This window comes from Bacillus sp. TH50 (assembly GCF_016650565.1).
Lineage (GTDB): Bacteria > Bacillota > Bacilli > Bacillales > Bacillaceae_G > Bacillus_A > Bacillus_A mycoides.
Genome location: NZ_JAEKFM010000007.1, coordinates 787298 through 813591, shown reverse-complemented (window position 1 = coordinate 813591; position 26294 = coordinate 787298). Strand labels below are relative to the sequence as shown.

At 34.8% G+C, this 26294-nt stretch carries 29 protein-coding genes and 1 pseudogene; 8 read left to right on the top strand and 22 right to left on the bottom strand.

Features of this window, described 5'->3' with window-relative positions:
- Window positions 1-279 precede the first annotated feature (279 nt).
- The 12 genes from JFU23_RS21240 to JFU23_RS21185 form a co-directional block, all read right to left on the bottom strand.
- The gene (locus tag JFU23_RS21240) at window positions 280-1209 is read right to left on the bottom strand and encodes a hypothetical protein (RefSeq protein WP_201032657.1); all 930 of its coding nucleotides are present in this window, start codon (window positions 1207-1209) and stop codon (window positions 280-282) included.
- Window positions 1210-1276: 67 nt separating this feature from the next.
- On the bottom strand, window positions 1277-1405 hold the full coding sequence (locus JFU23_RS30960) for a hypothetical protein (protein ID WP_274606754.1): 129 nt from the start codon (window positions 1403-1405) through the stop codon (window positions 1277-1279).
- A 281-nt stretch (window positions 1406-1686) separates the two neighbouring features.
- Window positions 1687-2760 carry a sulfate/molybdate ABC transporter ATP-binding protein gene (locus JFU23_RS21230; protein WP_201032656.1) on the bottom strand — a complete coding sequence of 358 codons (1074 nt, stop codon included), beginning with the start codon at window positions 2758-2760 and terminating at the stop codon, window positions 1687-1689.
- Between the two features lie 12 nt (window positions 2761-2772).
- Window positions 2773-3630, bottom strand: a complete 858-nt coding sequence (gene cysW / locus JFU23_RS21225) for a sulfate ABC transporter permease subunit CysW (RefSeq protein WP_201032655.1) — start codon at window positions 3628-3630, stop codon at window positions 2773-2775.
- 11 nt (window positions 3631-3641) lie between these two features.
- On the bottom strand, window positions 3642-4469 hold the full coding sequence (cysT, locus tag JFU23_RS21220; RefSeq protein ID WP_002168928.1) for a sulfate ABC transporter permease subunit CysT: 828 nt from the start codon (window positions 4467-4469) through the stop codon (window positions 3642-3644).
- 21 nt (window positions 4470-4490) lie between these two features.
- Entirely contained in the window at window positions 4491-5546 is a 1056-nt protein-coding gene (locus JFU23_RS21215; RefSeq protein WP_201032654.1) for a sulfate ABC transporter substrate-binding protein, read from the bottom strand.
- A gap of 233 nt (window positions 5547-5779) precedes the next feature.
- Complete coding sequence (locus JFU23_RS21210) at window positions 5780-6805, bottom strand: S-layer homology domain-containing protein (protein ID WP_201032653.1); 1026 nt, start codon at window positions 6803-6805, stop codon at window positions 5780-5782.
- Window positions 6806-6894: 89 nt separating this feature from the next.
- Window positions 6895-7146, bottom strand: a complete 252-nt coding sequence (locus tag JFU23_RS21205; RefSeq protein WP_002030353.1) for a hypothetical protein — start codon at window positions 7144-7146, stop codon at window positions 6895-6897.
- A 185-nt stretch (window positions 7147-7331) separates the two neighbouring features.
- Window positions 7332-8864: a fatty acid--CoA ligase family protein gene (locus JFU23_RS21200; protein WP_201032652.1), complete on the bottom strand. Its 1533-nt coding sequence runs from the start codon at window positions 8862-8864 to the stop codon at window positions 7332-7334.
- Window positions 8865-9041: 177 nt separating this feature from the next.
- Window positions 9042-9467 (bottom strand): hypothetical protein, encoded by a 426-nt coding sequence (locus tag JFU23_RS21195; RefSeq protein WP_201032651.1) that lies wholly within the window; start codon window positions 9465-9467, stop codon window positions 9042-9044.
- A gap of 146 nt (window positions 9468-9613) precedes the next feature.
- Window positions 9614-10603: a lipoate--protein ligase gene (lplA, locus tag JFU23_RS21190; RefSeq protein ID WP_201032650.1), complete on the bottom strand. Its 990-nt coding sequence runs from the start codon at window positions 10601-10603 to the stop codon at window positions 9614-9616.
- A 9-nt stretch (window positions 10604-10612) separates the two neighbouring features.
- Entirely contained in the window at window positions 10613-11347 is a 735-nt protein-coding gene (locus tag JFU23_RS21185; RefSeq protein ID WP_002140760.1) for an MBL fold metallo-hydrolase, read from the bottom strand.
- 202 nt (window positions 11348-11549) lie between these two features.
- Here JFU23_RS21185 and yhfH point away from each other — a divergent pair, with 202 nt between their 5' ends.
- A complete protein-coding gene (gene yhfH / locus JFU23_RS21180; RefSeq protein ID WP_078184059.1) occupies window positions 11550-11678 on the top strand; it encodes a protein YhfH in 129 nt (42 codons plus the stop codon).
- A gap of 39 nt (window positions 11679-11717) precedes the next feature.
- Here the strand turns inward: yhfH and JFU23_RS21175 are convergent, their stop codons facing one another.
- Window positions 11718-12731, bottom strand: coding sequence for a LacI family DNA-binding transcriptional regulator (locus JFU23_RS21175; protein ID WP_002087115.1), 1014 nt, complete (start codon window positions 12729-12731; stop codon window positions 11718-11720).
- Window positions 12732-12925: 194 nt separating this feature from the next.
- Between JFU23_RS21175 and JFU23_RS21170 the strand changes: the two genes are divergently transcribed.
- The 3 genes and pseudogenes from JFU23_RS21170 to JFU23_RS21160 form a co-directional block, all read left to right on the top strand.
- A complete protein-coding gene (locus JFU23_RS21170) occupies window positions 12926-13867 on the top strand; it encodes a helix-turn-helix transcriptional regulator (RefSeq protein WP_201032649.1) in 942 nt (313 codons plus the stop codon).
- Window positions 13868-13959: 92 nt separating this feature from the next.
- Window positions 13960-14478 (top strand): DinB family protein, encoded by a 519-nt coding sequence (locus tag JFU23_RS21165; RefSeq protein ID WP_016093119.1) that lies wholly within the window; start codon window positions 13960-13962, stop codon window positions 14476-14478.
- 63 nt (window positions 14479-14541) lie between these two features.
- Window positions 14542-14727, top strand: a pseudogene (locus tag JFU23_RS21160) (PlcR-regulated protein PRP2); the annotation flags it as partial.
- Here JFU23_RS21160 and JFU23_RS21155 read toward each other — a convergent pair.
- On the bottom strand, window positions 14702-15211 hold the full coding sequence (locus JFU23_RS21155; RefSeq protein WP_201032648.1) for a GNAT family N-acetyltransferase: 510 nt from the start codon (window positions 15209-15211) through the stop codon (window positions 14702-14704). The pseudogene JFU23_RS21160 and the gene JFU23_RS21155 overlap by 26 nt on opposite strands.
- Window positions 15212-15360: 149 nt before the next feature.
- Here JFU23_RS21155 and JFU23_RS21150 point away from each other — a divergent pair, with 149 nt between their 5' ends.
- Window positions 15361-15702, top strand: coding sequence for a PH domain-containing protein (locus JFU23_RS21150; RefSeq protein WP_201032647.1), 342 nt, complete (start codon window positions 15361-15363; stop codon window positions 15700-15702).
- A gap of 175 nt (window positions 15703-15877) precedes the next feature.
- Here JFU23_RS21150 and yknW read toward each other — a convergent pair whose 3' ends face one another.
- From yknW to JFU23_RS21135, 3 genes are read right to left on the bottom strand one after another with little or no spacing between them, the layout of a single operon-like run.
- Window positions 15878-16555: a YknW family membrane protein gene (gene yknW / locus JFU23_RS21145; protein ID WP_016094582.1), complete on the bottom strand. Its 678-nt coding sequence runs from the start codon at window positions 16553-16555 to the stop codon at window positions 15878-15880.
- A gap of 24 nt (window positions 16556-16579) precedes the next feature.
- The gene (locus JFU23_RS21140; RefSeq protein ID WP_201032646.1) at window positions 16580-16882 is read right to left on the bottom strand and encodes a DUF2087 domain-containing protein; all 303 of its coding nucleotides are present in this window, start codon (window positions 16880-16882) and stop codon (window positions 16580-16582) included.
- 36 nt (window positions 16883-16918) lie between these two features.
- Entirely contained in the window at window positions 16919-17131 is a 213-nt protein-coding gene (locus tag JFU23_RS21135) for a hypothetical protein (RefSeq protein ID WP_002134854.1), read from the bottom strand.
- Window positions 17132-17375: 244 nt separating this feature from the next.
- Here JFU23_RS21135 and JFU23_RS21130 point away from each other — a divergent pair, with 244 nt between their 5' ends.
- Both JFU23_RS21130 and JFU23_RS21125 read left to right on the top strand, forming a co-directional pair.
- Window positions 17376-17729 carry a PH domain-containing protein gene (locus JFU23_RS21130; protein ID WP_201032645.1) on the top strand — a complete coding sequence of 118 codons (354 nt, stop codon included), beginning with the start codon at window positions 17376-17378 and terminating at the stop codon, window positions 17727-17729.
- 220 nt (window positions 17730-17949) lie between these two features.
- Entirely contained in the window at window positions 17950-18711 is a 762-nt protein-coding gene (locus tag JFU23_RS21125) for a hypothetical protein (RefSeq protein WP_016093125.1), read from the top strand.
- Between the two features lie 40 nt (window positions 18712-18751).
- Here the strand turns inward: JFU23_RS21125 and JFU23_RS21120 are convergent, their stop codons facing one another.
- The 4 genes from JFU23_RS21120 to JFU23_RS21105 form a co-directional block, all read right to left on the bottom strand.
- Window positions 18752-21361, bottom strand: coding sequence for a YhgE/Pip domain-containing protein (locus JFU23_RS21120; RefSeq protein ID WP_201032644.1), 2610 nt, complete (start codon window positions 21359-21361; stop codon window positions 18752-18754).
- A 215-nt stretch (window positions 21362-21576) separates the two neighbouring features.
- Window positions 21577-22149, bottom strand: coding sequence for a TetR/AcrR family transcriptional regulator (locus tag JFU23_RS21115; RefSeq protein ID WP_002134846.1), 573 nt, complete (start codon window positions 22147-22149; stop codon window positions 21577-21579).
- Window positions 22150-22423: 274 nt separating this feature from the next.
- Window positions 22424-24361, bottom strand: a complete 1938-nt coding sequence (locus tag JFU23_RS21110; protein WP_201032643.1) for a M56 family metallopeptidase — start codon at window positions 24359-24361, stop codon at window positions 22424-22426.
- A gap of 2 nt (window positions 24362-24363) precedes the next feature.
- Window positions 24364-24765 carry a BlaI/MecI/CopY family transcriptional regulator gene (locus JFU23_RS21105; RefSeq protein WP_002134844.1) on the bottom strand — a complete coding sequence of 134 codons (402 nt, stop codon included), beginning with the start codon at window positions 24763-24765 and terminating at the stop codon, window positions 24364-24366.
- 240 nt (window positions 24766-25005) lie between these two features.
- Between JFU23_RS21105 and JFU23_RS21100 the strand changes: the two genes are divergently transcribed.
- Window positions 25006-25851 carry a hypothetical protein gene (locus tag JFU23_RS21100; protein WP_002134843.1) on the top strand — a complete coding sequence of 282 codons (846 nt, stop codon included), beginning with the start codon at window positions 25006-25008 and terminating at the stop codon, window positions 25849-25851.
- A gap of 48 nt (window positions 25852-25899) precedes the next feature.
- On the opposite strand, the gene JFU23_RS21095 is transcribed toward JFU23_RS21100, so the two are convergent.
- Window positions 25900-26199: a hypothetical protein gene (locus tag JFU23_RS21095; RefSeq protein WP_201032642.1), complete on the bottom strand. Its 300-nt coding sequence runs from the start codon at window positions 26197-26199 to the stop codon at window positions 25900-25902.
- Window positions 26200-26294: the final 95 nt, after the last annotated feature.

The following is a 26294-nucleotide window of genomic DNA, read 5'->3' as shown; positions in this document are numbered from 1 at the left end:
TGCTCGCCTATATGAAAACATTCCATTATTTATACCTCCCTATAATACGTATAACAGCTTGGCTAATAAATAACTAATCTAAAGTATAATTGTGGAAAATTTATATTTATAAGTTCATCTAATCTCTTATTGGTAATGAAGGTGTCTGACCTTTTTTTGCTTTAGAATTATAATGATAGTATAGCGTTTATCCTTATGTTTTTATAGCCAACAAAAATTAATGTGTACAAAGAGAGAAAAATCTACATCAGCTTTTCTCTCTCTCAATCACTTCTCTATTTATTCTCCCTCTTCTAAAATCCCATATTGCTCCCAACAAAATATTCGTTTCCCTTTAACAGCATATATTGTTTGATCCCTTGAAAAAACATACTCAAATTGAATAGGATTTCCATCGCTATCTACTGTTAACAGAGTTGCTAATTTTTTATTTACAAGTGAATATGCATGTATTTGATTGTTATCTACACCAAAGATAATATTATTTTGTACTTTTAAATATAGTGATGTGTGATTCAATGTTGTTTCATACAGAATAACTTGTTCGCATCGTTCTTTATTAATCTGTGTGAATGAATACGTTCCTTGCTCGTTATAGTAAGACATTAAAATATCACCTGTCTTCTGTATATGTATTGCTGTACAATCACAGACAGATCTCTTTATTGAATTATTAAATTCATTAGTAATTAAATCGACATTCTTAGAAAAAATAGCTAATCCGCTCTTTTCAAATTTATTAATATCATATATATTTTCCCAATCTATCGAATCAAACTCTTCATCTGAAATAAACAATTCCTCTACAGAAGTAAATATACCTTCTTCACTATACCCAACCAATAAATGTTCTTCTTCATCAACTTGAAAATACTTTATTCCATTTCCTAAGTAATATGAAGCAACGATGTTTCCTTTTTTATTAAAAATTGTAGCCGTTGTATCTTCCTTTTTCTCAACGAAACTTTTAACCAAAATCCAATTTTCTCCTAAAGGTTGAATGAAGTTAAAATATTGATTATTTTCTATAGTATATTGTTTCAAAACGCCAGATTTCAACGAGTGTATAATTTTATAATAATAAATGTCTGTAACCTTTTTATCCAATACTAAAATTATAATATCTTGTTTGTTTCCCGTTGTAATGCAGAGAATTTCTCCTTCTATATATGAAAAATCCATCCGCTTATTAAATACTAGTTTTTTCATAACTAACAGACCTCCAATAAATCAATAATAATCTAATTTCTATCACTCTTGGAAACCTTCTTTTTATTTATACTTTTACAATCGATACAAGCTGCTTCCCATTACTGAATGTTACTGTTACAAACTTTATTTCTTTTCCATTCTCTACAACTTTAACAATTGTACGGTTTCTAAAATTATCATATGTGCGCAACATTTACTTCTTCCATTTTGTAATGTCGTGTTTAAAACGTTAGCGCAAATGAATTAAAATATTTTCTTATACGAATAAACATCAAACAAGGTGTACTATCTATCTTATTTACGATGAATGAATAATGGAAATACAAGAAATTAAACCCATAAAATAACTTTCCTTCATTACCTATTCCCCTTAATATACCGATCAGCAGCATCAATTTTTCCCTAAAAACCCTTATCCAAAAAACAAAAAAATGCAGCTCCTATACATACTCATATAGGGACTGCACCTTATTATTAAATAACAAAATCCTCCGGAATAAACACCTTCACTTCTCTCGGATGTACGTATACAAACTCACCTGTTTGAATGCCTAGTTGTCTAAACTGTTCTTTACTAATTTCTGCTTCTAAATACTCATCTGTTCCGTCGCGCTTCAATTCTACATATACGACAGGGCCAACTGCATGTGAGTATGTTACTTTCGCCGGGATGGCATCTATACTTTGTTTCGTACGATCGATTGATAGGTGATGTGGTCTTACATATCCCACTCCGTCTACGTTTGAAACGTGCTTATGCTCTGGTGCTTCTAGCTCCACCGATCCTACATTTAGTTTACCTTTATGAACGCGGCCGTGAAATAAATTCACGTTTCCTAAAAAGTCATATACGAACGGACTTGCTGGTTTTTCATACACTTCTTCCGGCGTTCCCATTTGTTCAATGCGTCCTTCATTCATTACAACGATGCGGTCCGCAACGTCTAGCGCTTCTTCTTGGTCATGCGTTACGAATACGCTCGTAATTTGAAATTCGTCATGTAGTTTCCGGAGCCATCTTCGCAATTCTTTCCGTACTTTTGCATCAAGTGCACCAAACGGTTCATCTAGCAATAAAATTTTCGGTTCGACTGCAAGTGCCCGGGCTAGTGCGATACGTTGGCGTTGTCCGCCAGATAATTGCGCTGGATAACGTTTTGCGAAACCATCCATTTTTACTAGTTTCAATAGTTCTGTTACTTTTTCTTTTATTACTTCAGCTGAAGGTCGTAAGTTTTTCTTTCTTACTTTTAAACCGAAAGCGACATTTTCAAATACATTCATATGTTTAAAAAGTGCATAGTGCTGGAAGACGAAACCGACTTGCCGGTTTTTCACGCGAATATCAGTTAAATCTTCTCCATCAAATGAAATGGAGCCTCCATCCGCTTCTTCTAGTCCTGCAATAATTCGTAATAATGTCGTTTTCCCAGAACCTGATGGGCCTAATAAGGCAACAAGTTCTCCTTTTGGAATATCCAAATGAATGTCTGTCAGCGCTTGAAATGTACCATATTGTTTTGATACATTTTGAATTTGAATACTCACCGCACTCACTCCTCATTGTCGTTTTTCCATTCTCCATTCAATCCAGTTTTTTATAACGAGCGTAAAAACTGCGATGAGTGACATTAAAGTCGCCACAGCGAACGCTGCTGAAAATTGATATTCATTGTACAAAATTTCAATGTGAAGCGGCATTGTATTTGTCATGCCGCGCACGTGACCAGACACAACGGAAACTGCTCCGAATTCACCAATGGCCCGGGCGTTACATAAAATCATTCCGTATAATAGACCCCATTTTATATTTGGCAATGTGACGCGCCAAAACATTTTCCATCCGCTTGCGCCAAGTGATAGAGCCGCTTCTTCTTCACTCTTTCCTTGCGCCTGCATAACCGGGATTAATTCACGCGCAACGAACGGAAACGTAACAAATATCGTCGCAATGATAATGCCAGGAACAGAGAAGATGAGCTTTATCCCGTGTTCCATTAACCATCCGCCAAGATTCGCACGAGGTGTGAAAAGTAAAACGAATACTAATCCTGCAATGACTGGTGATACAGCAAACGGCAGTTCAATAAGAGATAATAATACTTGCTTTCCTTTAAACTGAAACTTCGTAATAAGCCAAGCCGCTGCTATTCCGAATATCGTATTCAGCGGCACAACGATTAAAGCAACGAGAAGTGTTAACCTAATTGCCAAAAATGCTTCTTGATCTGTTACTGCGGCAATATATACATCAATTCCTCGTTCGAATGCTTTCATAAAAATTGTCACGAGCGGCAGTAATAGAAAGAGAGATAAAAATAAAACTGTTATCGTAATGAATAGAATGGGTACAAACTTAGATTCTTTTTTAACTGATACGCTTTTTACTATTTTCTTTTCTAATAATGTTGGTTCCATTTTCTCCCCTCCTATTCACTTTTCAGTTCATGCCTTCTGCTCCAAGTTTGAATCATATTAATAAATAGTAGGAAAAGGAGAGAAATAATAAGCATCACAGCCGCTACAGCTGTTGCGCCTGCATAATCATATTGTTCGAGTTTTGTCATAATCATAAGCGGTGCAATTTCTGTTTTCATTGGCATATTACCTGCAATGAACACGACAGATCCATATTCCCCTAACGCCCGAGCAAAGGCGAGTGAAAAACCAGCAAGCAAGGCCGGGAATATTTCTGGCAAAATGATTTTCACAAATATTTGGAAGCGTGACGCCCCTAAACTAGAAGCTGCTTCTTCTACTTCTTTATCAATACTTTGCAGCACTGGTTGCACCATTCGAACGACAAATGGTAAGCCAATAAACGTAAGTGCAACAATAATGCCGAGCTGGGTAAAAGCTACTTTTATATGAAACACACTAAATATTTTTCCAATAAAGCCATTTTCCGCATAAAGCGTCGTAAGTGTAATACCAGCTACAGCAGTCGGAAGAGCGAATGGTAAATCGATTAGTCCGTCTAATAACCGTTTCCCTGGAAATGTGTAGCGAACGAGTACCCAGGCAATTAATAAACCGAAAATGGCATTTACGATTGCCGCTGCAAGTGAAGTTGTGAAACTTACTTGATACGAATGCAACACGCGCTCACTCGTTATAACTTGTGCGAATTTCTTCCAGCCTAGCTGCGAAGTTTGAATAAATACGATAGAAAGTGGTATAAGTACGAATAAGCTCATATATAGCATTGTAAATCCAAGAGATAATCCAAACCCTGGTAAGACACGCTTCTTCCTCATATAACGTCACCTCATCCCCCCTTATTTTTTATACATTTGATCGAATACGCCGCCATCATTAAAATGCTTTTCTTGTGCTTTTTTCCATCCTCCAAATAGTTCATCAACTGTAAATAATTGAACTTTCGGAAATTGTGATGCGTACTTTTCTGCTACTTTTTCATTACGAGGGCGATAAAAGTTTTTCGCCGCAATTTCTTGCCCTTTTTCTGAATACAAATATTCAAGATATCCTTCTGCTACTTTTTTCGTTCCCTTTTTATCAACGACTTTGTCTACAACTGCTACTGGCGGCTCGGCAAGTATACTAATCGAAGGTGTTACAATTTCGAATTTATCTTTTCCAAGTTCTTTTTGTGATAATAACGCTTCATTTTCCCAAGCGATTAACACATCACCCATTCCTTTTTCAACGAAAGTTGTCGTTGCCCCGCGTGCTCCTGAATCTAGTACTTCCACGTTTTTATAAATTTGACCGACAAATTCTTTCGCCTTATCTTCACTATTGTTATATTTCTTCAGTGCATATCCCCACGCCCCTAAATAGTTCCACCGTGCTCCCCCAGATGTTTTTGGGTTTGGTGTAATGACAGACAAACCTTTTTTCGTTAAATCATCCCAATCTTTAATTCCTTTCGGGTTTCCTTTTCTAACAAGAAATACAATCGTTGATGTATACGGAGTAGAATTATCCGCAAGTCGCTTCTGCCAATCTTCTGCTAGTTGTTTCTTCTTACTAATCGCGTCAATATCATAAGCGAGCGCTAGTGTTACAACGTCTGCTTCTAAACCGTCAATAACGGAGCGTGCCTGACTTCCAGATCCCCCGTGTGATTGCTTTACATTTACTGTTTGACCATGCTTCTCTTTCCAATACTTCGCAAAGTCTTTATTGAAATCTTGATATAACTCACGCGTTGGATCATATGAAACATTTAAAAGTTCGACTGTCTTCTTATCTGCACTTCCTTCAGAATTGTTAGTGGATGTTGCCGAACCACACCCTGACAAAAGGACAAATGCTGATAATAAAACACCTGTACTTTTCATTAATGCTGTCTTACTCCACTGTTTCATATATAAAGCCCCCTTAGTTTGTACAATAGAAAAAGGCACACAATCTATTCACAAAAGTGAACGTTGTGCGCCTTCAGTTTCTCTGATGAGCTTCTATTGTATTCTGTTTGATTTCTTTTTATTTTAATTCCGTAATTCACATGTGTCAACTTGGAATTTAGAATTATTATATAAGAAACTTCATACAAGTTAAAAATCAGCGGGAATGGAATCCCACTGATTTTAGTTTCGATTTATTTCTTTAACTTATCAGTCTTCGCAATAAATTGAGCTGCTTCTGCGCGGCTTACCGCTTTATCTGGAGCCCAGCCATTATCTGTTCCAACTGAAATGTTTTCTTGGATTAAAATATTGGCATACTTCGCACCCCAATGATCTTTTAAGTCAGCAAATTCTTTTGGTAGTTTAATATTTTCATTTCTTTCTAATTTATATGCATTCACAAGCATAGAAGCCATCGATGCACGGTTAATTAGCCCGCTCGGATTAAAGTTACCCTTATCATCACCTTTTACAATGCCAGCTTTTTCAACTGCTGCGATGTAAGGTGTAGCCCAATGATTTTGAGCATCGCGGAATGATGGCTTCGCACCTTTATTAATTTCTAACCCTAAAACAGTAGCTAATATTTTTGCTGCTGAACCACGATCGATATTTTCAGCGGGTGCAAATGTACCATCTGGCTTACCGTGTACTGCCTCTTTGTCTACTAAATATTGAACTGACTCTTGTGCCCAAGTCGGTACATCTGAGAACTTAGATTTCTTTTCAATTGCACTCGCATCGATTTCAAACTGCACTTGATATTTATGATCATATTTAATTGCTGGAATTAATATGTGCATTTGCATATTATATTTTTTCGAGAACTCATCAATTTCAAATTGAACAACTTTCGTACCATTATTTGTTTTATCTTCAGAGATCACTTTCACATCATGAAATGTCCCCACTTTATTAGTATCTTCTACTTTAAGATACTGGAAATAGCTACTATCTTGAACTGTTAACGTAACGATTTTTTTATCACCTTGAATTGTTACTTTTACATTTTTTAAATACGTAGAAGCAACAGATGTTTCATTCGTTTGATCTTTATAAGTTTTTAAAATAACGTCATATGTACCATCTGCAAGTTTACTATTTGCTTTCATTTCTACTGCCGCTTCTGCTTTCGCAATCGGTGCCATAATACCACTGAATGGAACTGCTAAAGTTGCTGCTATAACGAACGCATTAACATATTTTTTCTTAATCATTATCAATACGACATCTCCTTTTATATGAATATACCCAACATAACTATCATATTGATAATGATTATCAATGTCAAATAAAATTAATAATACTATTTCCTACATAAGTACGCCTTCCGCTCATTTTTAAAAAGTAAATAATGCGCCGTGTGAACTTTTCTTTCCAAATAATCAATAGAATACGAGCTTGATGGATCAACTAAATCACCTATCGCCCCTGAAAGGTGATCAATTACCTTTTGCAATGTTTCTAAGTTCTTCTTTTCCCTCTCCATATTCATTTCATCCATAATGTCACAAATAAGATATTGCACTTTCCGTAAGCGTAATTCCTTCTGCTCCACGTATATCTCCTCCTTATTAGCAATATTACGTTTTAAATATATGGGCTTATAGCTTAACCAATTCTAAAAAATAACGCGAAACTTTAATCAGTAGGAATTTTGTCCATCCAAACTAATCCAGCTTTTTTGGGACAAAAAGATATCCATCTCTATACATGTAGTCATAGTGATGGATATCTTTATTTTTATACTTGCAATGCCTTCTCTCTCAAAGCTCTTCGTAACAACTTACCAGTTGTATTCTTCGGCAATTCTGTTAAAAACTCAATGCTCTTTGGCACTTTGTATTTCGCTAAATGCAGCGTGCAGTAATGCGTAAGCTCCTCTTCTGTTACGTTCGTTTGCTTCAGAACGACGTAAGCTCGCACTGCTTCTCCTAAGTTTTCATCAGGAACGCCAATTACGACAACTTCAGCTACCGAATCGTGAGTGTATAATACTTCCTCCACTTCACGAGGATATACGTTATAACCACCAACTAAAACAATATCTTTTTTGCGATCGACGATATAGAAGTAACCTTCTTCATCCATTTTCGCTAAGTCTCCTGTATATAGCCAGCCGTCTTTAAGTGTCGCAGCTGTATCTTCTGGCGCATTATAGTAACCCTTCATAACGTTAGGTCCGCGAACAATTAGCTCCCCAACTGCACCGACAGGTACTTCTTCCCCAAGTTCATTCACAATTTTATTTTCTACGTGCCAAATATTTGTACCAATCGAACCTGGTTTACGAGGACGATCTAACGGATTAAAACAAGTAACTGGTGATGCTTCTGATAAGCCGTATCCTTCTGAAACAATCACATCAAAACGTTTTTCAAAGTTTTGCAGAAGGGCAACAGGCATTGACGCACCACCTGAAATACAGAGACGAAGCGTCTTTACATCTTCTGCGCTTGCTTCTTCGAATAAATATAAGTAATTGTACATCGTCGGCACACCTGCAAAAATCGTTGGTTCATACGTACGACAAATACGGAATACTTCTTTCGGACTAAACCTCGGTACCATTAAAATCGTTGCCCCGTTCACAATCGGCGCATTTACTGCAACTGTTAAACAGAACACATGGAACATCGGCAATGCCGCAACGACGCGATCATCCGCAGTATATTGTAAATATGACGCAACATCGCTTGCGTTACTATATAAATTTTTATGTGTTAACATAGCGCCTTTTGGCTTTCCAGTTGTACCTGAAGTGTATAAAATAACAGCTACATCTTCTTCATCTAGTTCAGGACCTTCGTAAGTTATATCTCCAGTTCCTATAAAACTAGTAAACGTTTTCATTTTTTCCGTTTCTGTATGAGTAAAATCTGATGAGGTTTCGCATATGATGATGTTTTCAAGTGAAGGAAGTCTTGTTGTAAGAGATTGTATAACAGGTAGAAGGACGTCGAGTACAATGATTGTTTTTACATCTCCATTTTGTAATATGTAATGTATTTCGTCTGCTGTATAAATTGGATTAATCGGAATGACAGTTGCTCCGGCTTTCATCGTTCCGTATAAACCTACTAAAAAATGTGGTGAATTGCCTACAGCTAATGCGACATTGTCCCCTTTTCCAATGCCCATTTTTGCTAAATTACTAGAAAACCTAGTGACCACTTTGTTTAATTGGTCATAAGAGACCGACTGATCCATAAATATGTACGCCGGTTTATCCCCCTTCTTTTTTGCCGTTTCAGCCAAAGATTGAACGAGATTCACACAAACCCCACCTTTATAAAATTTAGAATATTTAAAAATTCTAAATTAATTATATTAAAAGAAAATTAAAGTAGCAAGTGATATTCCATTAATCGAATATACATAAACCACTTTCTTCCAGAATACTTTAGTAAGATACGAGAATTATATGTGAAAGAAACAGGTACAAACATATAGTTAAACTGTAGCTAAAATCATTGTAGGATAATATGCACTCATCTTTCCCCTAAGTTTTTCACCTTCCTCTTTATTTAAAGCCGTATACTCTCCATACAAATTGAGAGCGTCCGCTCCATTTTCATGCAAGTAGACTGTAACATATAGTCTCGGTAATCCTTTATTGTCTTCATCTATCGACAAGACAACATCTGGCGTTTTACCAACGCTACTAAACGTTTCATTTCTTTTCCATTTCTTATTTTGAAACATAGTTTGTATATCATTTATTTTTTGTTTGTTATTTGTATGCGTATAATATATGACATTATCCTTCGCTGGCTTTCCAATAGACAAAGTCGTACGGTTTGAAGAAGTTTCATCGTTACAAGCTGTCATTCCAATAACGAAGCTGATCAATAATATAAAGTGTATTATCCTTTTCATTTCGATCATCCTCCTTTAATTATATATACTTCCTTTATAATAAAAGAATGTCCTGCTAGTAGATGTTTTTAGGGACGCTTTTAACGGTAAATGAATTCATAATAAAAAAAGCCATCCCAAAAGATATTTTGGGATGGCTTCTTCTTTTAGAAGAATAAATGTAAGAAATCTTCTGTTGTAATATTACCGAAGTAGCGTGCGATATCTACGCCTTCTAAAGCTACAGTGAATGCATCTTTATCAAATTGTGCGCCTGTTAGACGCTCTTCAATGTCATGAACATCTAGTGAGCCGAAGAAGTCACCGAAAATTTTACATTCTGTTACTGTTCCTTTTTTCACTTCAAGACGAACGTCAACTTGTCCAACTGGGAAGCGGTGTGAATGTTGTAAGTTGAACTTCGGAGATTTTCCGTAGTTCCAGTCCCAATTTTGGTAGCGCTCTTCAGAAAGTTTATGGATTTCTTTCCAATCATTTTCTGTTAATTCGTACGTTGGAATTTCTGTCTCACCTTCGAAAATTGTTTCTAGAAGAAGTTGTCTAAACTCTTCTGTCGTCATTTTTTCGTTTAAGAACTCTGTAATGTTCGCAACGCGGCTACGGATTGATTTAATGCCTTTTGATTGAATCTTATCCATTTTCACTTTAAGTGCTGATACGACGTGATCGATTTCAGAGTCAAATAGTAACGTACCATGACTGAACATACGACCTTTCGTTGAGAACTGCGCGTTACCTGAAATTTTTCTACCTTCAGCTAAAATGTCGTTACGACCACTTAGTTCTGCATTTACGCCTAATTTACCAAGCGCTTTCGTTACAGGTTCTGTGAATTTTTTAAAGTTGCTGAAACTATCTCCATCATCTTTCGTAATAAAGCTGAAGTTTAAGTTTCCTAAATCATGATATACTGCGCCTCCGCCTGATAGACGACGAACGACATGAATTCCTTGTTCTTTTACGTAATCTGCATTAATTTCTTCTACTGTGTTTTGGTTTTTACCAATGATAATCGAAGGTTTGTTAATGTAGAACAGTAAATATGTTTCGTTAATATCTAAATTCTTCACACAATATTCTTCAATTGCTAAGTTTATTCTAGGATCTGTAATCCCTTTATTATCAATAAATAACATCGTATCACCTCATGAATTCCATACGTAGCCACTATGCGCTAGCGTAATATGGCCACTGAAAATTTGTTTTGCTTCTGTTACTAAATCAGATGGGTTGCCTGTATGCGGTAAGTGCGTTAATAAAAGTTCTTTTACATTTGCATCTTTCGCAATACTTGCTACTTCTGTACTATTCATATGCCCTGCTTTTGCAGCCTCTTGATGTGCATACATATTACATTCACAAATGAAAAGATCAGCATCTTTTGTGAACGGAATAAATTCAGGAATATAACTTGAATCTGCACTGTATACAACAACATCATCGCCAGCTATAATACGCATCGCAAAGCATGTAACAGGATGAACAGTTTTTAAGAATGAAATGGAGAACGGTCCAATTTGAAGTGTTTCTTCTGGATTGTACGCGATTCCTTTCGTATGCGGTTCATGCGTTAAAGAATGGAATCCATTCTCATCAAACGAATGACCGTATATTGGTAACTCCGGTAGTTGTCCTTTTGTCACACTCGTAATTAATCTTGCATATTGCAGCACCCCAATGTCTGCAACATGATCATGATGATAGTGTGACAGTACAACTGCATCTATATGAGATGGTGTTATATATTTTTGAAGCTGTGCTAGTACACCACTGCCACAGTCTACAAGTAAACGAAAACCATCGTGTTCAAACAAATACCCCGACGTTGCTTCTCCCGCTTCTGGAAAGCCGCCCCAAAAGCCGACAACAGTCATCTTCATATGTATCCATCCTTTCTAAAACCGCGTAGGAATGCCGTTTTTTCCGTACTTGAGAAAGTTTTTTACTTACATCCTACATTGTTAACTATAATCCATTTCCTAAACTTTTTCATTAATTTTCACTTTTGTTATAAAACAGTTGTTGACTTTTGTTATTTGTACTAATACAATGATAGTAAGAAATGGAAATGGAGGGATTGACATGATCGATCAACCAATGGAGTTTTTCCGAAATTTACCGACGAAAACTTGTTCTCATTGCGGAAAGGAAATTGATGAGCAGCACGAAGCATACCATAACAAATGTGACGATTGCGTTCACGAAGAATAGTAGTTTGTAAACATAAAAAAACCTAGCAGACATAGTCTACTAGGCTAATAACATCGTATCCTTCATCGTTGAACCTTTCACCAAGAGCTCCAGTTCAAACTCATACAATTCTTTTTGTCGATAATTTTTCGTATGGATTTTATCCATCATTAAGTCGACAACTTTTCGGGCCATCTCGTCGATTGGTTGTTCAATTGTCGTAATACCTGGCTCTGTAATCTGCGCTAAAATTTGATTATCAAAACCGATCACAGCGAGATCTTCTGGAATACTCCAACCATGGCGTTTCGCCTCTGAGATAATTCCAGCTGCAACCTCGTCGCCTCCTGCCAAAATCGCGGTAGGATTTTTTTTGTCCTTTAATACTTCATTGAATATTCGTTTTCCATCATCCCAAGAGAAAGCGTTTTCAAGAAAATCGATCGCTTCCACTTCTCTACTCTTTTCAGTAATAGCGCGTAAAAAGCCCATTTTTCGCTGTTGGCTCACTACTTTCGTTTCGTTGCCACGGCAAAAAATCAGATTACGATAGCCTTGTTCTAATACATGATTGGCAGCTATGTATGCACCCTGTGCATGATCGAACTTCACTGTTGGAACATTTGCTTCCTCAATATATTCATTACATAACACGATTGGACCGTGTTGCAAGTATGGCTCCACATTCTCCCATGGATTTTCTAGTGAACATAGAATAATCCCATCTACTTGTTTCGTAGATAATAATTGTAAATACTCCATCTCTTTTTCCGGTAAATATCTTGTTTGACAAATAATCAGTTTATATTTATGTTCAGAAGCAGCAATCTCGATTGCTTCAATAAATCTACTAAAAAAAGGATTTGTAATCCTTGGAACAAGCACCGCAATTGTTTCTGTTTTTTGTTTACGAAGCCTTCTCGCCGCAGAATTAGGAACGAAGCCTAAATGCTTCATTGCTAATTGAACCCTTTTCTTCTTCTCATCTGAAACATATGGATGATTATTGATCACCCTAGAAACCGTTGTCCTTGATAACCCCGCTAATTTCGCCACGTCCTCGATAGTCGACACGAAATTTCCCCCTTTGCATGAAAACGTTTTCTTATCCTGATTATATAGTATATTATTGGAAACTGCAATATAGGTTCTTATGATTTTACTATATTAATATTATACATAGGGAAAAGTCTGTTAATGGCAGGGAATTACACACTACTTTTAGAATTTCACAATAAGAATATTTATAAAATAAAGGATGATATTTCATGAATCGGACGGATCGTTTATTAGCTATATTAATTGAATTACAAAGAAAACAAACCGTTACAGCACAAAGCTTAGCTGAAAAATTTGAGACAAGTATACGCACTATTTATCGAGATATGGATGCACTTAGTGAATCTGGTGTCCCGCTTTTCGCAATGCCTGGCCACGGTTATTCATTAATGGATGGTTATTTCTTACCACCCATTCACCTTACGCCTGAAGAGGCTGTTACTCTTTTATTAGGCGGTGATTATATCGAGAAAACTTTCAATTCTTCTTTTTCTGTACATGCGCAATCAGCAAAAGAGAAACTTGAGGTAGTCCTCCCTACTGATCAACAAAAGAAAGCCCGAGAGTTACGAGGAACTTTTCGTTTTCTTTCTCCTATATTTTCAAACCAGCAAGCCGAGCAAGAAAAACTAGAGAGCCAACTTTTCTTGTTACAAGAAGCTATTCAAAGAGAGCAATCTATCTCCTTTTACTATCGTAAACCAAGAGATATTACAAAAATAAAACGGACCGTTCACCCTTACGGTTTAGTCAATATTTCAGGGATTTGGTACATCGTTGCTCATTGTCTACTTCGAAAACAAATACGTAATTTCCGTTTAGATCGTATGGATGAATTGCAACAAGAACAAGAGTTTTTTACAAAACCTAAAGACTTTTCTTTACAAGACTATCAACCTGAAAACAATCGCACTGTTACAATTCATTTATTGTTCGCATCTCATATTGCACATAAAGTTATTGAGTCACGATACTTTTTTATAGATTCCTACGAGTATAAAGATAATGATTTTCATGTCTTTTTGAAGTCCAGAAACATAGACGAAGTATTTCAATGGGTATTAAGCTGGGGGAGCCGAGTGCAAGTACTAGAGCCAAAAATTCTTTCTGAGAAAATCCGTGATGAAGCAAAAAAAATGTTACAACTTTAATTGTTGCATTTCACTACTGACATAATGTTGTCAGTAGCCCTCCTTTATAGTAAGTATCAACAAATACATTTTCATAAAAAGGAGCTAACGATATGAACAGTACTACCACTTTAGAGAAATTTGAAAGTTTAGCAACGTATTACTTAGAGGAATTAGAAAAGTACTCTCTTGAACAATTTAGGACAAAACCTTCTGCTGAAGAATGGTCTCTCGGTCAAATGTATAATCATTTACTTTCGGCTACGTATATGCAATTAGATGCAATCGAGAAATGTAAAACTGAAACATCATTTGTAGCTAACAACAAAACGGATATGGGTGAAAAAGTATATATACTGGGAGCTTTCCCTGACATACAAATAAAGGTACCTGAGCACCCTGGATACACACCTGAAAATCCAACTAACAAAGAAGAAATACAAGAGCGTTTTCTGGAATTAATTACAATCGTGAAAAACGCTGAGCCAACGCTAACTTCTATTCCTAATGATTGTAAAGTAGAGCACCCTGGACTTGGTTACTTAAATGCGGCAGAATGGTTCCAGCTCATTTCTATGCATTTTGCACATCATCTTCGTCAGAAAGAACGATTGGAACTTAAGATTTGCTAAGTGTAAACACTTCTACTAAAAAAAGACTCCCAATATGCAATATTGGGAGTCTTTTCAAAAGGAATGTATACAATGAATCCTATTTTAACAGCTGCAAAACAACTATTACATAAAGGCGAAGTTATTGTATCTACTTTAAGATGGCCACTTACTGACTATATTATTACGAATAAAGTCCCGTATCCAGGCATGTTACTTGCTACTAATAGAAGATTTCTCTTTTTTAGCCAATATAAAAACCCATCAATACGTCGTCTCCATATGATCCATCTTCGTATTTAATTTGCTTTCTTTGCCTTCCTTCTTCTACAAAGCCCATACGTTTATACACTTTAATTGCCCTATCATTAATAGAAACTACACCTAAGCAAATTTTCTCTAAACCTTTCTGCCCTTTAGCCCAACTAATAAGAAATTCAATTAGTTTCGTACCAATGCCTTGATTACAATACGCCTCCCTAATCCCCATTCCCATTGTGCCTGCATGTCGTAACCGTTCTAGTTCATATCGTTTGAAAACCAGAAAGCCAACCACCTTACTATCTACCTCGTAAACTATATAAAGGTTGCCTTTTTCACTACTTGTCTGTATCTTTTCTCTTTCTGAATCAATATCATTTGGTAATTTATTTGGAGATGATATAAAAAACTTTGTAGTAGTTTCTGATAATATAATTTCTTTTCTAATATCCATAATTGATTCCGCATCAACCTCTTTTGCTAATCGTATCATTGAATCACCTCGTACCTTTTTCTTAAAAGACTCATACTGAATCTATCAAACTAAGAACCTCTAAAACTCTCAATATGCAACATTACATATTGAGAACCTTTTCACTTTTGATACAATATCCTTACATCTATATAAAAGGAATGCATAAAATGAATCCAATTTTAACAGCTGCAAAACAACTATTACATAAAGACGAAGTTATTATATCTACTTTAAATTGTTCACTTACTGGCTATATTATTACGTATAAAGTTCCGTATCCGGGCATGCTACTTGCTACTAATAGAAGACTTCTCTTTTTTAGCCAATATAAAAATACATTAATTGCCGAATTTGAGTATAAAAAAATTGTATCTATAGAAACGAAGAGAAGAATTTTTGACAAAAAAATAATATTTTATTATGAAGATGAATATATAACGGTGGGATACATTACAAGTTCAAATATTGAAGAGTTCATAGACTTACTACAAAGAAAAATGCAAGACTAGCGCGGGCTACTAATCGGGCATTTACGGGCTGTTGATCTCCCACCTAGCTTCTTTGCTCCAGCCGCATTTTGAGGTGGGAGTTTTACTGCCCGGCAAATAGCGGGATAAAAGGTGGTTTGTCCATATCCAAACCACCTTTTTCATACAAGCTTATAATTATACTTCCCACCTATCCTTACGCTTTAGATATTTCCTGCATAAACCCAGCCATGCTCGCTAATAAACTAGTGAAAACGAAAAGTACAATAATAAGAGGGATAAGTTTGTCTTTATTTAAATTCGTTATCGTTTTTAAACCTATTCCTAATAAAACGTAATACCAAATATTAAATATATCTATTCTTTGAGCGATTGTATGCAAGATCATATTATCTGTCGCTATTGCACCTAAACCTGTATAAGATATCTCATACCCACTTAGAGAAAATGCAATTAATCCGTTTAAAATCATCCCTAATCTTAATACAAACGAAGCATAAATGATTATCGGGAATGTTTCTTTATAGTTAATATCAACTCCAAAGAAAATCATAATATTCTTATAGAATATAGGTGCAAAAAGTATAGCTATGATTCCGCTGACTGCTGAAATTCCAAATGTGGTAAAGAAAGTTATGTATTTTGGAACAGTAAATCCCGTTTTATCATGAAACATACTGAGTGCAGGATTGTTTAAAGTATTCCAAGACATTAAGGCACTTGAAATTATAATAAGCACAATTAAAAGAGCTAACGGGAAAAATATATTTCTTTGATTCTTCATCCTTTTGAATTGTAGTGTTGGTGAAGTGAATATCCCAATAATCGATGGTTTTCCCGAAATCTCTTCCTGTATAAGACTACTAGCTTGCAAGAAAATCCCCCTTCCTCATTACACTTATAACTCCTCCCACTTCGTCCACACTTCTCTCCCGTTTATATGGTACATATTATCCTCACGATCCATAAATCCATGCACTATGAATTCTCGTCTAATCGTACAAAAATCATCATGATATTGTTTTATGAATGTATTAATTTCTTTTTCCGTATATTGATTTTCAGCGTTTAATTTGCTAATCAAATGCTCTAACAATACTAACTTTTTCTTTTTTTGACCTGGAATCGATTTTAAACGATCCTCTTTATCAAAAAAATTGCGAATGGTCGTATCACGAAATTTCATTTGGCTTTCGGTCATTTTGTTGTCCTCCATCAGTTTTTATGTAATAAAACTTTATTGTTTGTCCTTACTATTTTTCTTCATTCTTTTACTTACAACATCCATAAAGTAATACCCACTAATTAGCACATAGTAAACTACAAGTATTCCTAGTGCATCTTTCATATTTATATATTTTTCTTTATGAAAAAAGATAGGTGAAAGGGCGTAAACAAGAAAGATGATTAGCGGATTTACGATAAAATAATAAGTAAGATTTCCTTTCATCGTATCAACTCCCATGTAATATACTTCTATTCAAATTGTTGCAATTCCTGTTCTTTCATTTAGCCTAAACATGAGATATGGTAAAATTAAGGAGAAGATATTCTTTGGAAAGTAAGAACAATTCTGAGTAATATTCAAAAGACCATACACCAAATATGCAATTTTACATATTTGGTGTATGGTCTTTCTTGCTATAATAATATCCATATAGATTGTATTTTAAATAAAAAAAGGATTATATGCAATGAATCAAATTTTAAAGGATGCAAAACAACTATTACATCATGAAGAAAATATTTTATCCATTTTAAGATGTTCACTTATTGGCAATATTATTACACATAATGTCCCTCGTTCCGGAGTGTTACTTGCCACTAATAGGAGGGTTATTTTTTATGGACAATCATTCAAATGTTGTAAAAATGCATTGATTGTGGAATTTGAATATAAAAAAATTCTATCCATAGAGACGAAAAGAACATTCTTTGATAAAAAACTAATATTTTACTATGAAGACGAATATATAACGGTGGGACAAATTTTAAGCTCAAATATTGAGGGTTTTTTAAATGTAATACAGAGAAAAAGAATTCAATAAAGTGAAACTTTAATCAGTGGTTGATTTTATTCATCCCCCACTGATTATTAGCCTACACCAATCGGGATTTTACGGAATAAAATACTTTTCATCTAAAAGAGAAGTACAGTTCACCTTTCTTACAACTGTATTTCTCTCTCATCCACACTTCTCTTAATTTACTTATCACCATCATTCTTATAACCTATTATTAAAATTAATAAATTCTATATGGAAAATTATGTTACAATTAACTTATACATATTTTGGAGGGAAAATAGTGAAAAAAGCTATTATAGTATTAAGCATCCTATATCTTATTTTAACCGTACATACGGGAGCTGTTCTTTTAGGAAAAGAAGATTATAGAGGTGCTATCAATACATTAAAAGAAACGAAGGAAGTCTCTTCATTTCAATCTGCACAAGACGGTGTGATTTTATTAAAAGGAACATTAACTACCGCGCAACCTATTACAGAGGAAAAACTTCAAAATAAAGAATTTGCACTTCTTGAAATTAATACATATAAACGACGAAAGGCAAATTGGAAAAACATTGATACCGAGCAGCATATTGCAAAGCAGCTCTTACTAAACAATGAGGCTCTTCCTGCATTAAAAGAAATCCGCTTCTCAATGGAACCAATTACACTGTCAGGAAAAGATATTTCCTCCGAAGACTACACACTAAAAAAAGATGATACTCAATTAACAATTAAAGGTAAAGGATACCGATACACAGGAATAGAAAACAAATCAGACACTCTTATTTTTGGTATAAAAAAAGGAGATACACTTGAAGGTTATAGTGGCTCTGAAATTCTAATAGGAAAAACAAAAGAGGACATTTCCAGCAACATGAAACTATATACTTTTGCTGAAAGATATGGTCCATTTGTTTGGATTGTAGCAACAATTATTCTTATAAGTATTGTTATATACTTGTTCCGTAAAAATAGAAAAACAAATGAACTTTCTCAACCAATAAAACAAGACCAATAAAAAAAGGCACCATTTCGGTGCCTTTTTTTATTGGTCTTATTTAAGCTTCAACCGATTGATTCTCAGCAATATTTCTAAACTGGCGCTTATGCATCCAAGTTAATGAAGCAATTGTTCCAAGTGATAATACAACGATAAAGATCATTAATATCCCTATATTTTGCCACATGAAGTTAAAATCACCGCTTGATACGACTGCTTTAAATCCTGATACAGAGTATGTCATCGGTAGCCAAGCGTTAAATGGTTGTAAAAACTTAGGAATCAATTCTAACGGGAATGTTCCAGCGCTAGTTGTAAGCTGTATAATTAATGTTAAGATCGCAATGAAACGGCCCGCATCACCGAATGCTGTTACTAAACATTGAATTAATGCGATGAATGCTAGACTTGTAACGATGCTAAAGAGTATGAAGTATGGAATGCTTTGTACTTCTACACCTAATCCAAACAGTAATATGACATCTGCTACTATTGCTTGAATAATACCGACTGATAATAAAACACCAAACTTACTAATAAACCAGCTGAATCCTGATTTCGGAACGCCGACTGTATCACGTAATGGGTATACGATAGATAATAGTAATGCCCCAACGAATAAACCGAGTGATAAGAAATACGGTGTAAATCCTGTTCCGTAGTTTGGAACTTCCGCTAGTTTCTCTGTCTTCACTTTTACAGGGCTTGCAAACATATCATACGTTTTATCCGTTCCTTTTACTTCACCCGTTTTTTCTGCCCCTTCGCCAAGTTTCTCAGCAAGTTCACCTGAACCATCATTTACTTTTACAAGACCATCTGTTACTTTTCCTGATCCATTTGCTAGTTTATTTACTCCGTCGATTAGCTGGGTTGAGCCAGTGGACATTTTATTTAGGCCACCATTTAGAGTACCTAAGCCAGTTGTTACTTGACTTGAGCCATCTGCTAATTTTGTTACTCCTACAGATAATGTGCCTAAACCGCCGGTTACTTGGCTTGAGCCGTCCGCTAATTGATTTATTCCACCTGCCATTTGGTTTGCTCCTACAGATAATGTACCTAACCCTTCTGTTACCTTTCCAGATCCATCTAATAATTGATTTACCCCATCAATTAATTGCCCTGATCCGTTTTTTAATTTATCTGCACCTACTTTAGCATTACCTAATCCTTCACCTAATCCATGAAACTTACTTACAAATTCGTTTTGCGCATTCGTTAATTTCTTAATACCACTCGTTAAATTTTCCACCTCTTCTGGATTCGGTATTTTGCTTTGCATTCCACTTGTCTTTTCACTGATTTCACCTTTTAATTGTTTTACTTCTTCATTTAATTTGCTCGTTCCGCCTGCTACTCCGGCAGCTTTCTGTTGAACTGTCGCCGTACTTTTTACCGCATTTGTTATAAATGGCTGTAACTGCTCTTGGTATTCTTTCGGTAAACTTTCAATTTGCTTTTGTAAATTCGCTACCTCTTGCGCTGCATTTTTTGCATCTCCTGCTGTTGATTGCGTAAGTTCATTTAACTGATTTACATTCTCTCCAGCTCCATCTATTTTCTCATTTACTGTATTTAATATAGAAGGAACTTTCGACTGCATTTCCCCTAATCCTGCAACAGAGTTTTGTACTTTATTATTTAACTCCTGCAAACCCTTTTGAATCTCTTGAGAACCTTTTTCTAATTGACTTTGTCCCTCAACAAGTTTTTCCATACCATTTGATAGTTCAGTTGTTCCTTTTTTTAATTCACCTGTTTTACTTTCCAATGTATTCAAACCGTTAGTTACTTTCTCAGATCCACTTCGTAATTCGCCAATTCCTTTTTGCATTTCATCCGTTTTTCCATTTAACGTATTTAAACCATTTGTTACTTTTCCAGATCCATCTGCTAATTTCCCTATACCCGTTTTGCTATTTAACGTATTTAAACCTGCTGTCACTTTTCCGGATCCATCTTGTAATTTATTAGATCCATCTGCTAATTTCTGAACTCCATCTTTCATCTCCCCAGATTTCCCTTGAAGTGTATAGAGCCCATCCGTCACTTTATTCGAGCCATCATGCAACTCACTAGCTCCATCATGTAACTTATCTGCTCCATCCGCTCCATCTGCTAATCCTTTTGAGACGTCTTTAATGGAATCAAACATTTTCTCTGCATATGTTTTCGTTAACGTGCTTGATACTTCACCTTTAATTTTTTCAATTGCTGTTCCGCCAATTTGTGAAGATAAGAAGTTTAAACTTTCATTTGGAATGTATTCTAAGTTTAATGGTTTCGGATCGTCTTTTAATAACGTTGTAGCGTTACTTGAGAAGTCATCTGGAATACGTACTAACATGTAATACTTTCTGCCTTCCATTCCCTCTTTCGCTTCTTTTTCACTTACAAATTCCCATTTAAAACTTTTATTATCTTTTAAGTTATCAACGAGCCCTTTCCCGACTTCAATCGGTTTCCCATCAAATACTGCACCTTTATCTAAATTGACTACCGCAACTGGCAAGTCATCTAGCTGTTCATACGGATCCCAAAAGGCCCATAAAAACATACCCGCATATAAAATCGGTACAAATAAAACCGCAATGATTGGGATTAATATTTTTTTACTTTTTATAATTTCAGTAAACTCTTTACGAAGTAACTGATTCCATTTCATCATTTCTCCCCCTTTATTAAAATGACCAAAATGTTCATTTGGTCATTTTTACCCAAACAAAAAGGCTATACTTATTCATACATATGCCTTATCCCCGAATTTATACTATGCAACTGTTCCTTACTATGAAGTAAATATTTCTATTATCCCTCCTAAAATTAACATATGACCACTTTGTTCAATTGGTCACTTTTTATAATAATAAAAGGATTATCTTAGTTTGACAATCCTTTTAATAAATAAAGTTCAAATAATTCTGCGATTTTTTCTTTTTCTAGCGGTTCATGATTTTTTTCCCAATCAAAAATAAGCGATACGTATAGGCGAAGCATAATAAACGCTGTAATTTCTGGATCACATTTGCTAATTTCACCTTTTTCAATTGCAATCTCTAAATAAGATTGAATGACAGAAACGATTTCCACATCTACTTGTTGCATCACTTCTTGTACTTCTTTCGTTCCCATATCGCGCTCTTCTTGAATTAATTTAATCATGAGCTGATGTTCTTTTCTAAATTCTAATATGCTATATAATGCTCTATGTACATTTTCAAAAAATGAAATATCTGAACGAATTGCATTTGCTGCAACTTGCTTCATTTCTGTAATTAAATTAGAGATAATTTCGCCAAATAGTTCTTCTTTATTTTTGAAAAAAGTATAAATTGTTCCTTTTCCTACATTCGCTAACTTCGCAACTTGATCCATCGTCGTCGCCTTATAACCAAATGCTGAAAAAGACTTTGTTGCAGCTTCAATAATAGAACGTTTTCGATCTATCGCCACATCGTCACCTCCAAAAATGACCAATTGGATAATATAGTCAATCAGTACATCTTTGATATTACCACACGCTTACATTCTATACAAGTTCTCTTTTTTAGTTATTCCCAGTTTAAAAAAATTCCAGTCAAGTTATATCATACTGTCCATAGTGTATCAAAAAGTATACTTGTATGGAAAGCAAGAATATATTCATAATAATTGCTGGCTATATCACACTAGAAATCTAATTAAATAGACAGTGTTCTTAAAACCAAAAGTTTAAGAACACTGTCTTTTATTTTGACATAGAAAGTAATATTTTCTCCATCTCTTTCTTAGTTAGCTCATCATCGATTATCTCTTCGTATATCTTTGTATCTCTTGTAAAAATATCATTCACTATAACAATTTGATACTCACTATTCTTACCTTGTGCTGGTACAAACATTTTGACACCTTTTAACTTACCCTCTCCATGAGAAGATTTATTATAGACCATTCCTTTCCCGTCTAAACTATAACTTTCTAGATTATCTTCTCCAGGCATCATGTAGTGTAGTGGATCCTTATTACCACCTACATACATCCTTGACTGATAAATTGTAAAACCATATTTCCCTTTTGTATATTCTGATTTAATAACTAATTCTACATCTCTTCCAAAATATGAGTCAGCCCATTCTCTTTTTAACTCATAACCTTCAGTTATATAAGTCGGCTGCTTAATTTGAAATGGTACATGATCTTTCGCTTCTTCCACAGTATATGTTAAAGACTTCTCCACCTTTTCCGAAAGTGGAATTAATTTCTTCTCAATAATAGCCAGTCTTTCTTGATCCGTTTTATTCAAGCGTTCACGTTTAAATTCCTTTGTATCTCCATCATAATTCTCAGGCACTTTTTTCTTAACCATTGCTTTTTTATGAATTTCTTTAGCTTCCTTAAATAATTGAATATATTGTTCAAATTCTTCTTTTGTAAAATTCTTTTCTGCCAAATACAAAAAATCTGTATCCCTTTTATATGACTTTATTGACATACCCCATTCTCTACTTGCATTCTCTGGTGTACCTAATACTGTTTCTATCGCTTTTTCAAATGCTGCTTTAGATTGCTTTTTTTCTACAACCTTTTCTTTCTGTCTTTCATCTCCCTCAGTTATCGTTGCATTCAATAAGAATCCCCCTGCTATAGCTGCTATAGCAATAATTCCAAGTAAAGAAAGACGATACGATTTTTTTTGGAATTTTTTAATCATAACGATTCTCCTTTTCAGTGTTCGTTTATTTCTACTTAAATTTGCTAGGCTTGGTGCTTGATAGGAATAATGTTCTAAAAGAGTAATAATTGTATGACCGTATGCAATTTGCTCCTCTTTATCTATAAAAGTAAGCGCATATGCATCACAGGCTAATTCTTGATCTTCTCGCATACAGAAATAGGCGTACCAAAGAATCGGATTGAACCAATTTAATAGCAGCAAACTGTACATAATCCAATTTACAGCTACGTCGTTTCTCTTAATATGAGCTAACTCATGGTAAAAGACATATTGTAATTGTTGCTCATTTAATACTTTCATATGTTTTTTTGATAGTAATACTTTCGGACGAAAGAAACTGAAAACAGTTGGGCTCGCAATCTTTCCTGCTAGACGTAATGAAACTGCCTTCTTCATTTTCATAGACTGCTTACAGCGATTAAACACTGTAATGACCTGTTCATCCGTAATATCCGCTTGTTTCTTTATGTAAGAATATAAACGTCTATTTGTAATAAACGTTATGACTGCTAATACGATTACCCCAGCTAGCCAAACATATAGAGCAAGTTTGTATAAAGAAAATGTAGTCTGTTGTTCCGCACTCGCGTTTACTTCAGGTTCACCATTTTTTGTCACAGTTTCAGAATTTGATTCCAATTCCACTGTATGATTGGTTTCTATGTTCACTATACTCTCAGTAGACGACATATTTTTTGGAATAACTTCCGATACACTAGAACTATAGGAAAGTAGCGAATAAATACTATACGAACTATCCGGTGACCATGGCAGAAGAAGTCTTATCATTAGTACGATCCACAGCATATATTGCCATCGGGGCGTTAATTTATTTCTAAATAGAACTTTTATACATAAAATAAATCCAACTAATATGCTAGCCATAAGTGACGTTTCTATAAGCCAATCAAAAAAATGAGGAAGGTATAGATTTATAATCATGTCTATCATTGTTATCTATCCTTCCTCTTATTCTCCTCGGTCTTTTCATCTAAAATGCGTTTCAGTTCGTTAATATCTTCTGAAGACAATTTTTCCTCTTTTAAGAAATTGACAAGTAATGGCTTAAACGCCGCGCCGCAAAAGCGCTTTAGTAAAGATTTCGTTTCAACTTGTAAATAATTATCTTGTGATACTAGCGGAAAATAAGCATACATGCGCCCTTTATCTTGATGGTAAGAAACGGCTTCCTTTTGTACTAACCGGTTAATTAATGTACGGATGGTTTTCGGTTTCCAGTCCATTGTATCTTCCAGTTCTTCTATAATTTTATTCGCTGTTTGTGGAGAATTCGACCACAACACTTTCATAATTTCTAATTCTGCTTCAGATATTTTAGGTAATTTATTTGTCATATTGTTTTCCACCCCTCGTATTACATTTGTAATCCACTTTTAAGATTACAAATGTAATACTTAATTGTCAACCATATTTTAGAAAAAACAACTTTTGTAAGTCTTGTATTGAAACCTTACCTGACAACACTTAAATTTCTCTTTTTCTAATAAACAAATAAAAAAACAAGAAAATCCTTACATTTAATAGTAATATAGAAAGTAGACAGATTTATAAAAATAGTGGAGGCTTTTTCAGTCATGATGCGTGCGCTTCGTTTAAATATAAGACAAGCTTTTTGTAATCGTGTTTCTTTAATTATTATGTTTAGTGGATTAGCTCTTATTTCTATTTATCATTATTATTATGTAATTCGTTATTTAGGAGACGCTGCGAATGGACCTATATCAACGGATATTAAATGGATTGGATTTCGTGGCAATGAAATGGATGTTTATTTGTTATTAATGCCAGTTATTGCGAGCCTTCCCTTTAGTACAAGTTACAACTCGGATAAATCAGATGGTTTTAAACCGTTTGTCAGTAAAGAAATTTCTATATTTCCTTATTCAGTAATGAAATATATCGTTACATTTTTTTGCGGAGGAACTCTTTATACGTTTCCATTCATCTTATCATTATTATTTTGCAAATTAACCATTCCAGACGGAGAACCGACGGCTGGTTCAGGCATTATAAATGATAACGGGATGTTCGCAAACTTATATTACGATACTCCCATCACTTACATTACTGTATATATCGGAATTAATTTTTTATTTGCAGGTTTAATGGCTCTTTTAGGACTTGCTGCATCTGCATGGTCACAAAAAGATTATATGGCGCTTCTATTTCCATTTGCAACTACCGCCATTCCTTACATCCTGCTAAATACGATATTCCCTACAATAGGCGGGGCACCTATTCATTTATATGATCCAAAGCAACCGTTACATGGCATGTCACCGTACATATTAACGATGCAATGTGCCTTCTTCTTCTTCGTTAGCCTATGTATGTATATAAAAGGCGTACAGCGTGATAGAAAACGGTACAAAAGAAGACTACAAAGAAGAGATCGATGTAGAAAAGCGTTTCAAGCATAAAAACCTAATTTCCTCATGTCTTCTTGGAAATTAGGTTTTTTTATTCATTTACGGCGTACCAGCCAATCCCCACAAAATAACAACAGCCGCAAAGTAAATTGCTTTAATAGCTACCACTAAACATAATGAAATAATTGCATATTTACTTAATTCTCTTCTTGCACCTATTAAAGTAAAAATAACCGCCAAACTAAACGTTATATAGGAAGTTGCTGTATTCATTAAGTAATACATACTATCTAGATTCTGTGTAAGCCCTGTTATATCAGCTACAAACTGAAGCATGACGATTATGCTAAAAAAAATTGCAAGCTGATTCATTAATTTCCCGTTTATTCGGGCTACCATATGTCTACACCTCCCTGTATTGAAGAATGAATATTCAATCTATTTTATCATAAAAATTCCTAATAATGTAAAAGAACGCTTAGTATATTTCTAAG